The sequence below is a fragment of the uncultured Porticoccus sp. genome, from assembly GCF_963975625.1.
In the GTDB taxonomy this organism is placed as follows: domain Bacteria; phylum Pseudomonadota; class Gammaproteobacteria; order Pseudomonadales; family Porticoccaceae; genus Porticoccus.
On the sequence record NZ_CAXBHS010000006.1, the window covers coordinates 164,261 to 176,219 of the forward strand.

Here is an 11,959-nt window from a genome sequence, read left to right on the forward strand (position 1 = left end):
TTTAGCGTCCACGGCAAACCTCCTCGCAAATTTCAGCTATGGTCTCTGCCACATCGGGTCTGGCCAGTTTTCGCGCATTCACCGCGCGCTGTTGCAGCTGGGCGGCATCCGCCAGCCAGTCCGCCAGCAATGAAGCCAGTTTTTCAGCAGTCAGATCCTGCTGCTGGATCATGTCGGCCGCGCCCTCGGCCACCAGCCACTGACCATTGCCAGTCTGGTGGTCGTCAATGGCATGGGGGTAAGGGATGAGGATGGCACCGATACCCGCCGACGCCAGCTCGGAGACAGTCAGGGCTCCAGCCCTGCAAACCACCAGGTCCGCCCAGCCATAGGCGTCGGCCATATTCCCGATGAAAGGCTCGACTCCGGCATTCACACCCTGTTGCTCATAGGCCGCAACGGTGGCATCCACATGGTCTCTGCCACACTGGTGACGGACAACCGGCCGCTGGGCTTCAGGTAGCAGAGCCAACGCCACTGGCAGGATCTGATTGATGGCCAGCGCGCCGAGACTGCCGCCCAGCACCAGAAGATGGCGGGGCCTGTCCGCCGGGGCAATTCGTTGCTGCGGGGCGCCGAGCTCAGCAATCTCGGACCGCACAGGATTACCGGTCCAGAGCGCGTCGGGCAGGGCAGCGGGGAATGCCGACAGCACCCGGTTGGCTACCTTCGCCAGCAAACGGTTGGTGGTGCCCGCCACGGCATTCTGTTCGTGAATAATCAGCGGAATACCCAGCAATTTGGCCGCCAGGCCGCCAGGGCCGGAGGCAAATCCGCCAAACCCCAGCACTGCGTCGGGACGCTCGCTGCGCAATACGTTGATGGCCTGACAAAGTGCCCGCAACAGCTTCCAGGGCGCGCCAATCAGTTTGCGCCACCCTTTGCCGCGCAACCCCGCCACCTCGATATAGCGGATCGGGAAGCGATTGGCGGTCACCAGTTCGGCCTCGATACCGCGCCGGGTGCCGAGCCAGCACACCGCAATATCGCGTGCGCGCAGGACATGCGCCACTGCCAGAGCGGGGAACACGTGTCCACCAGTGCCACCGGCCATGACCATCACCTTGTTACAACTCCGCTCTGTCACGTCTCACCTGTTTTGCAACGGCCTGAACATCATCCATCTCCCGGCTGATTCTCAGCACCAGCGCTACCATGGCACAACACACCAGCAAGCTACTGCCGCCGTAACTGATGAAGGGTAGTGTCAGCCCCTTGGTGGGCAACAGCCCGGAGGTGACACCAATATTGATAAACGCTTGGCCCGCCAGCACGATCGCAATACCGAAACAGCTGTAGGCGGCAAACCAGTCTTCCTGCCGAACCGCCTTTCTCGCCACATGCACGATTCGCGACACCAGCAGACTGTAGAGTCCGAGCACAACCGCAACCCCGATCAGGCCGAACTCCTCGGCATAGATCGAGAACACGAAATCGGTGTGGGCCTCGGGTAGAAAAAATAATTTCTGGATACTGTTGCCCAGACCAACCCCGAACCACTCGCCGCGACCAAAGGCGATCAACGACTGGGTTAACTGATAACCACTGTCGTATTGATGGGCCCAGGGATCGAGGAACGTCACCAGACGTTCCAGGCGGTAGGGGGAGATCAACGCCATCGATACAATGCCACCGATACCGGCGAGCAACAGCCCGCTGAACAACCACAGCTTTGCGCCGCCGATGAACAACATAGCCAGCACTGTGCCGCACACCACAACCATTGAGCCAAAATCCGGCTCCAGCAGTAACAGGCCAGCGACACTTATCAACAGCAGTACCGGCCTGATCATGCTTTTCCAGCACTCACGTAACTCTCGCTGATAACGTTCCAGATAACTGGCCATGAACAGAATCATCATGAACTTGGCCACTTCGGACACTTGCAGATTGATGGGCCCCAGGGGGATCCAGCGCTGGGCACCATTGACGCGGCGACCGATTCCGGGAATCAGCACCGCCACCAGTAAAATGATGGTGACCACCAGCAGCGGGATTGCGTTGTGGTACCAGAATCGCGATGGCATGTAGAGAAACAACGCAGCTACTACCAATCCCAGGCTCATGTAAAACATCTGGCGCTTGAGAAAATAGAAGCCGTCGCCAAGACTGTGTTCGGCAAAGCTGATGGAGGCCGAGCTGATCATCACCAGTCCGATGGTGGCAATAGCGATTGTCGACAGCAGCAACCACTGATCGAGCTCCCGCAGGAACAGACTGATGCGCGGCCAGTAGACAGCGGCGAGGTTCATCGCAATGCCTCCGCCGCCCGGACAAATTGTTCGCCGCGGTCGGCAAAACCCCGGAACATATCAAAACTGGCACAGGCAGGTGACAACAACACGGTGTCTCCGGGTCTTGCAACCTGTGCGGCGGCCTTGACTGCCGCATCGAGATCGGTAGCAAACAGCACGGGAACGGTCCCGGCCACAGCATCACCAATGACCGGTGCGTCCTCGCCCATTAGAATCAGTTGCCTGACAGCGCCTGACAGGGCACTGGCCAGCGGGGCGAAATCCTGCCCCTTACCCTGTCCACCGGCGATCAGCACCAAATTGTCAGCACCGCGCAGACCGGCGATGGCCGCCAGGGTGGCTCCGACATTGGTGGCCTTGGAGTCGTTGATATAGGTGACACCGTTGCGCGTCACCACCCGCTGACAGCGGTGGGGCAGGCCCTCAAAACGCCGCAACACGGCCAGCATCGGGTCTATTGGCAGGCCAGCTGCCGTCCCCAGCGCCAGTGCCGCCAGTGCGTTGGCAGTATTGTGTCGTCCCGTCATACCCAGTTCCCGTTCCGCCAACAACGGTTCAAACTGGTAGTACAACCAGGACTCGCCCTGGTGCTGACGCAGGCCAAAGCCTTTGAAATCGGGTTGATCGAGCCCAAAACTCCACTGCTTGACGGCATCCCCCACCAGCGCAGCACTGAGCCGGTCGTCGCGATTGGTCACCACCTGACGCGCCCCGATAAAAATTCGGTGCTTGGCCTGATGGTAGTCCAACAAGCTGCGGTAGCGATCCATGTGGTCCAGACTGATGTTCAGCACAGTGGCGACTTCAGCATTCAGCGCCAACACGGACTCCAGTTGAAAACTGGACAACTCCAGCACGTAATACGCGACGCTGGGGGCCAGCAGATCGAGTGCGGGCACCCCGAGATTGCCACCTACGGCGGCGTCGATGCCGGCTTCCGCAAACATCTCCCCCACCAGTGTGGTGACGGTGCTTTTACCGTTGGAACCCGTGATAGCGACAATGGGGGCGCTGGCGCGGCGGGCAAACAATTCAATGTCGCTGATCACCGGGATCCCGGCTTCGATGGCTGTTTTTACCGCCGGATGTTGGCGCGATAACCCGGGGCTGAGAATGACTTCATCGGCACCCAAAAAAGCGTCGTCGCTCAACTCACCCAACGCCAGCGACACTTCGGGTAGCTCGTCTTGCAGCTGTGCCAGGCAGGGTGGATTGGTGCGACTGTCGAGCACCACGAACCGCTCACCCATCTCGTTTAAATGACGCGCCACGGACAAACCGGTGACACCGAGACCGGCGATCACCTTCAGTTTGCTACTGGCGATTAATTGCGTCATTGCCACTCCCGTATCCTTCCCTTAACGCAGCTTCAGGGTAGCCAGGCCAAACAGCACCAGCACCAGCGTAATAATCCAGAAACGCACAATCACGCGCGGCTCCGGCCAACCTTTCAGTTCGAAATGGTGATGAATCGGCGCCATGCGGAAAATTCGCCGTCCGGTCAATTTGAAAGAGGCCACCTGCATGATCACCGAGACGGTTTCCAGCACGAACACACCCGCCATAATGAAAAACACAATTTCGTGACGCACGATCACTGCGATGGTGCCCAGTGCCGCCCCCAGTGCCAACGCACCCACATCACCCATGAACACCTGGGCCGGGTAGGTGTTGAACCAGAGAAAGCCGAGACCGGCACCACCCAGTGCCGCGCAGAACACCACCAGTTCGCCGGCACCCACCACATAGGGAATGTGCAGATAACTGGCAAACTGGGCATTGCCCACGGCATAGGCGATCACCCCCAATGCACCACCGATAACGACACTGGGCATGATCGCCAATCCATCCAGGCCATCGGTCAGGTTGACGGCGTTGCTGCTGCCGACGATCACGAAATACGCCAGCAGCACATAGAACAAACCCAGTGGCAGCGCCACCTCCTTGAAGAACGGTACGATCAGCTCGTTCTCCGCACCGATACTACCGGTGTAATAAAGAAAAAAGGCAGCCCCAAATCCCGCAACTGACTGCCAGAAATATTTCCACCGGGCCGGCAGGCCACGGGAGTTTTTTTCCACCACTTTGCGATAATCATCCACCCAGCCGACGGCGCCAAAGGCCAGCGTCACCGCCAGAACTACCCAGACATAACGGTTAGTGAGATCGGACCAGAGCAGTGCACTGATAAAAATGGACAGAATAATCAGTGCGCCACCCATGGTCGGCGTGCCGGATTTACTGAGGTGACTCTGTGGACCATCGTTGCGAACCGACTGCCCGATTTGCAGATGATTGAGCCGGCGGATCATCATCGGGCCCAGAACCAACGACAGTCCCAGCGCTGTGAGCGCACCGAGAATGCCGCGGAATGTCAGGTACTTCACCACACCGAAAACGGTGAAGTACTGTGTCAGGTAGTCTGCCAGTAAAAGCAACATGGCTAGTGTTCCCCCAGTTCCGTTATCATCTTCACCACACTGTCCATGGCCATGAAACGCGATCCCTTCACCAATACCACGGCATCTTTATCCAGCAGGCTCTTCAACCTTTCCAGCAGCTGTTCCTTGCTGTCTAAATGTTCGGCCCCTTCACCAAACTCACGAACCGTATTGATCGACAAAGGTCCAACTGCGAGCAGGTGGCCGACACCCTTGTCAGCGGCATAACGACCCACTTCGCCATGCAGCGCAGCTTCGTCGTCACCCAACTCACCCATGTCACCCAACACCAGAATCTGTTTTCCGCTGATGGTCATCAGGGTATCCACCGCAGCTTTTACGGAACCGGGATTGGCGTTGTAGGTGTCATCAATCAGCGTGCCGCCAGTGGCCAACATCTGCCTGTGCAGGCGACCCGGCACTGCCCGGACTTTATTCAGGCCGGCGGCAACTGCACCGAGGTCGGCGCCCGCTGCGTGGGCACAGGCCGCCGCTGCCAGTGCATTGGCAACGTTGTGGCGACCGCTCACCGCCAGCTGCACGGCCGCTTCGCCGACGGGAGTCACCAGCACAAAAGAGAAACAGCCCTGCGGGTCTGGCACCATGGCTTTGGCATAAAAATCAGCGGATTCGCTGACGAGGGAGTAGCTGACCACTCTGGCTAAAGTGGCCGCACGCCATTGGGACGCCCAGCTTTCGTCGAGATTGATCACGGCGGTGCCTTCGGAGCAGACGCCGCTGTATATTTCTCCCTTCGCGCTGGCAATCCCCTCCAGACTGCCAAAGCCCGACACATGTGCGGGCAGCACATTATTCACCAGCACCACATCCGGCTTGGCCAGACTGCATAAATAGCTGATCTCTGACGGCCCGCTGGCACCCATTTCGATCACGGCAAAACGGTGCTGGGCAGTGAGGCGGAGCAACGTCAGCGGCACCCCAATCTGGTTATTCAAATTGCCTTTTGTGGCCAGCACGGCGCCACATTCACCGAGGATAGCGGCCACCATGTCCTTAACCGTGGTTTTGCCGCTACTGCCCGTAATCGCCACCACCGGCCCGCGGAAGCACTGGCGGTTTAGCAATGCGAGCTGGCCAAGCGCCACCATCGTATCCGGCACTACCCACTGGGGCAGATTGATATCCCTATCGGCGTATTCCACGACCATTCCCGAGGCCCTGGTGGCCACATCGGGCAGAAAATTGTGGGCATCGAAGCGCTCACCGCGCAGGGCGACAAACACATCGCCCTCACGGATATGGCGACTGTCCGTACTGACCGCGCTAAATTCACAATCGGGATACATGAGTGTGCCGCCAAACGTTTGCGCTGCCATCGTCAGGGTCATCGGCTGAATCATCGACACCCCCCTCGCTGGTTCAGCGCCAACCTGGCCTGTGCCTGATCGCTGAACGGCAACCGTTCGGCACCGATCAACTGGTAGTGTTCGTGCCCCTTGCCGGCAATCAGCACGACATCGACATCGGCCGCTTCCCAGACTGCGCTCTGAATGGCCAGGGCGCGATCGGCAATGGCGTCCACGGCAGCACCTGCTGCAACGCCCCGAACAATATCGGCAATGATCTCGTCGGGCTTTTCACTGCGCGGGTTGTCACTGGTCACTATGGTTCGATCAGCCAGCTGGCTGGCGATTGCACCCATTTGCCCGCGTTTGCCCCGATCACGATCACCGCCACAACCAAATACGCACCACAACTGGCCTTTGCAATGCTCGCGCAAAGTGAGCAACACCTGCTCCAGGGCAGCTGGTGTGTGGGCATAGTCCACTATCACCATCGGCCCGACACCATTGGTGATTTTTTCCATACGGCCTGTCACTGATTGCAAATCCGGCAGCACGCGCAACACTTGTTCCAGGGCCAGACCCTGAATGCAGGCAGCGGCCAGCACCGCCAGCAAATTTTGCAGATTAAAGCGGCCCAGCAGAGGGCTGACGAGCAACCCATCACCCCAAGGGGTTATTACATTGGCCTGCAGGCCACCGTCGGAAAACGTGATGTCCGAGGCATACACCGTGGCTGCGGGATTGCACAGTGAGTAGGTATACAAAGTGACGGACGGGGGCAACTGCAAGGTCATTTCTGCACCCACCGGGTCATCGATGTTGATCACTGCGTGGGCCAACCCGGGCAGAGTGAACAGCCGCGATTTGGCATGGGCGTAACTCACCAGATCACCGTGATAATCCAGATGATCGCGACTCAGATTGGTGAATACCGCCGTATCAAATTCCAGGGCCGACACCCGGCATTGATCAAGACTGTGGGAAGACACCTCCATCGCCACACGATCTACCGGCACATTGACAAAATCCGCCAACAGCGACTGTAAAGTGATGGCATCCGGTGTGGTCATACCGGTTTCAGCAAGTGCCACCTGACCGTCCCGCGCTACGCCACAACCCAGTGTACCGATTATTCCGGCCGGATAACCCGCCAGACTGAATAGCTGCGCCAACAATAGACTGCAGGTAGTTTTACCATTGGTGCCGGTGATGCCGGTTAGTGACAGTGACGCCGAAGGATCGCCGTAAAAACGTCCCGCCAGTTCGCTCAGCTGACGATTGAGACCCTCAACCGGGATCACTAGCGGGTCCTGGAAATCGAGCCCATCCGCCTCGGCCAGTGCTGCGACAGCACCGGATGCCAGCACATGATGCAGGTAGTCACGACCATCTGCGCTGGCACCGGGAATCGCAATAAATAGTTGACCCGGCTCGATCAGGCGACTGTCGAGACACAACCCTTTCACGGGTGTGCCGGCCAATGCGGCAGATAGGGACATCCCCGGCAACAGGGTTGCCAGTGTTGGCAGCGGGGTGTTCACGGATGATGTCATCACGTGGCATCTCCGGGCTGACGATGGTTCAACACCACTTCCTGCTGGATATTCTCCAACGATGGTGGAATTTTCAGCATTCTCAGGGCATCGGCGGTCACTTCGGAAAACACTGGCGCAGCCACTGCCCCACCAAAATAATCATCACCCCGCGGATCATTGATCACCACTACGGTCACCAACCGCGGGTTGTCAGCAGGCACCATCCCGGCAAACATTGAGACATAGCGATGTTTCTCGTAGCCGAACTTGCCCACCTTGTGCACCGTGCCGGTTTTTCCTGCCACATCGTAGGAACTGATCGCCGCCCGGGTGGCTGTGCCGCCCGTTTGGGTGACATGGGTCATCATCTCCCGCATGGTGGCGGCCAGCTCTGGATCTACCACCTGCTCGCCGAGTGGAACATCATTCACACTGAGCAGCGATACCGGTTTTTTCAGACCGTCGCTGGCGATCACGGCATAGGCCTGGGCCAGCTGCAATGCTGTGGCAGAAAACCCGTGGCCAAACGCAAAGTTGGCCCGCTCGATTGAGGGCCAACGACGGTAGTCAGGCAGGCTGCCAGGGCTCTCTCCCGGAAATCCGGTGCCGGGACTTTTTCCCATTCCCACCCGGTAGAACATCTCCCGAATATGCTCCGGCTCAAGGTCCAGTGCCAACTTGGTGGTGCCTACCTGGCTCGATTTGGTCAACAGCGTGGTCAGGTCAATCACGCCATAGTTGCGATGATCGTAGAAGGTCTTTCTGCCGACCCGTATCGAGCCGGGGTTGGTATCAATCAGGGTTTCGGGTGAATACTTGCCGCTTTCCAGTGCCGCAAGCACCGTGAACGGCTTCATAGTGGAGCCGGGCTCTACCAGATCGGTCACTGCGCGATTGCGTAGTGCATCAGAACTCAGCTGACTGCGGTCGTTGGGATTGAAAGACGGCTGATTGGCCATGGCCAGCACTTCGCCGGTGCGCACATCCAGTATGACCACCGAACCTGAGGCGGCCTGGAATTTACCCATCGCTGCCTTGAGTTCACGGTAGGCGGTGTACTGCAGACGCAGGTCGATACTGAGAGCCAGGTTCTGTCCCGGCTTTTCGCTGCGCACCAACGCCAGATCCTTGATCACCCGACCCTTGAGATCCTTGAGCACCTGCTTTGCACCGGGCACACCGGTTAACAGATGATCGTAGGCGAGCTCCATACCCTCCTGACCACGATCATCGATATCAGTAAAGCCCACCAACTGGGCTGCAACCTCTCCGGCAGGATAAAACCGTTTGTATTCCGGCTGGCCAAATACCCCGGGCATTTCAAGTTTGAGCACCTGCTCCGCCTGCTCGGGTGTCACCTGGCGCGCCAGATACATAAACTCCTTGTTGGCGTAACGAGCCAGCCGCTGCTGCAGCTCCTCCCGAGTGATGGACAACAGGCTGGCCAGCTCGGTGAGCTCGGGCGCCCGATTATCCATCAACTTTGGATTGGCCCAGAGTGTTACAACCGGTGTACTGACAGCGAGCGGTTCGCCGCGACGATCGGTAATGACACCCCGATAGGCCGGAATCGTTTCGGTCCGGACTGTACGTGCCTGACCCTGTATCTGCAAAAACTCATAACCACGGTCGACGTCCGGCAGCACCTGCAGGCTGGCGATATGCCAGAAACCTGCCACCGGCAGAATTGCCAGCACCATCACCACGAACATGTAACGCCAGCGCTGAATGGTGAGCTTGTTGGGCCTGATGCCACTCATTCGACTTTCTCTCCGGCACGCACCACAATAACTTCACCGGGTTTCGGTACCCGCATCTGCAATTCCGATTTAGCCAGTTGCTCCACGCGACTCAGCGAAGCCCAAGAACTCTGCTCCAGCAAATAGCGACCCCACTCAACCTGAAGCGCATTGGCCTCCTGCTCAAGTTTGGCCAGCTCGTTGTAGAGCTGGCGACACAGATGACTGACATAGATGACCGACAGCGCCGAGAGCACCAATAACAACCACAGCACCGGCAGCCAGCCACCTGTGCGGACGGACATAGGGCGCCTGGCAATCATGACAGCTTCTCCGCAACGCGCATCACAGCACTTCTGGAGCGCAGGTTAGCGGCCACTTCAGCCGAACCGGGTTTACTGGCCTTGCCCACAGAGCGCATCCGCCGAACAATATCTTTCTCCATGATGGGCAGCCCTTTTGGCAGCGGCTTGCCGCGTTCTTTTTCCCGGATAAACCGCTTAACAATCCGGTCCTCCAGTGAGTGAAAACTGATGACTACCAGCCGTCCGCCAACGGCGAGCACATCCAGAATTGATGCCAACGCCAGCTCAAGATCTTCCAGCTCGCGGTTAATAAAAATACGAATGCCCTGAAAAGCCCGAGTGGCCGGGTGTTTGCCCTTTTCCCAGGAGGGGTTGGCTTCAGCGACAATCGACGCCAACCTCGCAGTGCGGGTAATTGGCTGCTCGTTGCGGGCGGCAATAATGGCCCTCGCCATACGCCGGGCAAAGCGTTCTTCGCCGTAGTCGCGCAGCACCCGTGTGATCTCTTGCTCTTCTGCGGTTGCCAGCCAGTCGGCCGCACTGATACCGGATTCCGGATCCATGCGCATATCCAGAGGCCCATCGCGAAGAAAACTGAATCCCCGCGAGGCATCATCCAGCTGAGGAGAGGAAACGCCCAGGTCCAGTAGCACCCCCTGAACCTCACCCAGTCGATGCTGTACCGAGACCATTTCAGCCAACTGTGCAAAAGAGCCACGGACTATCTGAAAGCGGTTGTCTTCGGCAAATTTTTCGCTGGCAACCTGACAGGCCACCGGGTCTTTGTCGATTCCCATCAGTCGACCCCGCTCACTCAGTGCGGCGAGAATTCTGGTCGCATGCCCACCCCGACCGAAAGTGCCGTCCACGTAAAAACCGTCGGGGTCGGTGACAAGGGCAGTAACTGCCTCGTCCAGCAGAACGGTCGTGTGTTCGACCTGTGCCGACATAGCCCCTTACCTCAGCATTACAGTGACAGGGATTGCATTTCTACCGGTATCTGTAGATCGCCTTCGCTGTCAGCCAGCCAGCTCTCTCTACCGGAATTCCAGTTTTCTTCGCTCCACAACTCAAAGCGGTGGCGCTGGCCTACCAGCACCACTTTCTTGTCCAGTTGCGCGTATTGGCGCAACTCCGGGGGGATCAGAACACGCCCGTTACTGTCCAGTTCCAGTTCTCGGGCATGGCCAATCAGGATTCGTTGCAACTTGCGCGTCAGCGGGTTGAAGGAAGGCAGCTCCGCTATTTCTTCTTCAATCTTTTCCCATTCCTGTAGCGGATAGATCAGCAGACATTTATCCTGTATATCGATAGTGGCAATCAGGCAGCCACCGCAGCTAGCTTCCAGGGAGGCACGGTACCGCGCGGGCATGGCCATCCGCCCCTTGGTATCCACATTAATTTCGTTGCTGCCTCTAAACACTGCTATCGCCTGACTCAAAATGACAAGAGGAATGGGAGAGAAAACCCACTCTGCCCCACTTTTACCCACTTTTCGTCACTATATGCCGACCAAGGCCAATGTCAAGGCAAAAAAAGGGACCCGAATCACGAAAAATGTTTCGAAAACTCAACAACTTGCGACAAACAACAGAAGGAAGAAAAGTTGCTTGAAAAATATAGCGAAGATAAACAATTCGCTAGAATCCGCCGTTAATGTTTTACATTAACTTTCATATAACGATGCACGGGCAAACACACAGGAAGATTTTTTTGATTATTTTTTAATCAAACTAGAGGGGCGAAAACGGGTTGATCCCGGCACCGTATTCCAGTGGCATTAGGCCGTCGACTTCGATAAATTCTTGGGACTCAACGCGGATGTGAGCACCGACCACCGACAATGCTTGCCCATTCGAGCCGATGAACAGACTGTTCAGAAAGAGGGATAAAAAAGGGAGTTGGCCGATAAGCCGGGTTCTGTCGTGGACAACCATTCCTCTAGGGTGCACGTCACCGTACACCTCAAGCAACCTACCCGGATCCAGCGCGGGCCACGCCAAAGGATCCCTATTTGGTCTTGCTCCGAGTGGGGTTTGCCGTGCCACAAACTGTTACCAGTTGCGCGGTGCGCTCTTACCGCACCCTTTCACCCTTACCTGTGCCACAACGTATTGCGGCCATCGGCGGTCTACTCTCTGCTGCACTTTCCGTAGGCTCACGCCCCCCAGGGGTTACCTGGCACTCTGCCCTATGGAGCCCGGACTTTCCTCCCCCTCACTCCCACCATCACCTGCGGAGATAGCGAGAAATTAAAGCGGCGGTTGTCTGGCCAACTCCCGCGGCAAGGTTAGCACGAAGCCAGCCCCGCTGGCGATTGGCAGCCTTGTCCAATATGAAGTGAGTCTGGAGGGCGGGTGTGATTCCAAGATGAAAT

At 57.7% G+C, this 11,959-nt stretch carries 10 protein-coding genes and 1 other RNA gene; all 11 read right to left on the reverse strand.

What is annotated here, in order from left to right; all coding sequences use genetic code 11:
* Position 1 precedes the first annotated feature (1 nt).
* The 11 genes from murG to rnpB all read right to left on the reverse strand — a co-directional run bounded on the left by murG (position 2) and on the right by rnpB (position 11,862).
* Complete coding sequence (gene murG / locus AACZ64_RS07560) at positions 2-1,087, reverse strand: undecaprenyldiphospho-muramoylpentapeptide beta-N-acetylglucosaminyltransferase (RefSeq protein ID WP_293613576.1); 1,086 nt, start codon at positions 1,085-1,087, stop codon at positions 2-4.
* A complete protein-coding gene (gene ftsW, locus AACZ64_RS07565) occupies positions 1,068-2,252 on the reverse strand; it encodes a putative lipid II flippase FtsW (RefSeq protein WP_293613577.1) in 1,185 nt (394 codons plus the stop codon). The genes murG and ftsW overlap by 20 nt, the downstream gene beginning before the upstream one ends.
* Positions 2,249-3,592 carry a UDP-N-acetylmuramoyl-L-alanine--D-glutamate ligase gene (murD, locus tag AACZ64_RS07570; protein ID WP_293613578.1) on the reverse strand — a complete coding sequence of 448 codons (1,344 nt, stop codon included), beginning with the start codon at positions 3,590-3,592 and terminating at the stop codon, positions 2,249-2,251. The genes ftsW and murD overlap by 4 nt, the downstream gene beginning before the upstream one ends.
* 21 nt (positions 3,593-3,613) lie before the next feature.
* Positions 3,614-4,696 (reverse strand): phospho-N-acetylmuramoyl-pentapeptide-transferase, encoded by a 1,083-nt coding sequence (gene mraY, locus AACZ64_RS07575; protein WP_339639849.1) that lies wholly within the window; start codon positions 4,694-4,696, stop codon positions 3,614-3,616.
* 2 nt (positions 4,697-4,698) lie between these two features.
* Positions 4,699-6,057: a UDP-N-acetylmuramoyl-tripeptide--D-alanyl-D-alanine ligase gene (gene murF, locus AACZ64_RS07580; protein ID WP_339639850.1), complete on the reverse strand. Its 1,359-nt coding sequence runs from the start codon at positions 6,055-6,057 to the stop codon at positions 4,699-4,701.
* Positions 6,054-7,556: a UDP-N-acetylmuramoyl-L-alanyl-D-glutamate--2,6-diaminopimelate ligase gene (locus AACZ64_RS07585; RefSeq protein ID WP_339639852.1), complete on the reverse strand. Its 1,503-nt coding sequence runs from the start codon at positions 7,554-7,556 to the stop codon at positions 6,054-6,056. Before AACZ64_RS07585 ends, murF begins: the two co-directional genes overlap by 4 nt.
* Positions 7,556-9,298 (reverse strand): penicillin-binding transpeptidase domain-containing protein, encoded by a 1,743-nt coding sequence (locus AACZ64_RS07590; RefSeq protein WP_293613580.1) that lies wholly within the window; start codon positions 9,296-9,298, stop codon positions 7,556-7,558. The genes AACZ64_RS07585 and AACZ64_RS07590 overlap by 1 nt, the downstream gene beginning before the upstream one ends.
* Positions 9,295-9,600, reverse strand: a complete 306-nt coding sequence (gene ftsL / locus AACZ64_RS07595) for a cell division protein FtsL (RefSeq protein WP_339639851.1) — start codon at positions 9,598-9,600, stop codon at positions 9,295-9,297. The genes AACZ64_RS07590 and ftsL overlap by 4 nt, the downstream gene beginning before the upstream one ends.
* Positions 9,597-10,532, reverse strand: coding sequence for a 16S rRNA (cytosine(1402)-N(4))-methyltransferase RsmH (gene rsmH, locus AACZ64_RS07600; RefSeq protein ID WP_293613582.1), 936 nt, complete (start codon positions 10,530-10,532; stop codon positions 9,597-9,599). Before rsmH ends, ftsL begins: the two co-directional genes overlap by 4 nt.
* Before the next feature lie 17 nt (positions 10,533-10,549).
* Positions 10,550-11,005: a division/cell wall cluster transcriptional repressor MraZ gene (gene mraZ, locus AACZ64_RS07605; RefSeq protein WP_036859270.1), complete on the reverse strand. Its 456-nt coding sequence runs from the start codon at positions 11,003-11,005 to the stop codon at positions 10,550-10,552.
* Positions 11,006-11,475: 470 nt separating this feature from the next.
* An RNA gene (rnpB, locus tag AACZ64_RS07610) (RNase P RNA component class A) lies at positions 11,476-11,862 on the reverse strand.
* Positions 11,863-11,959 lie beyond the last annotated feature (97 nt).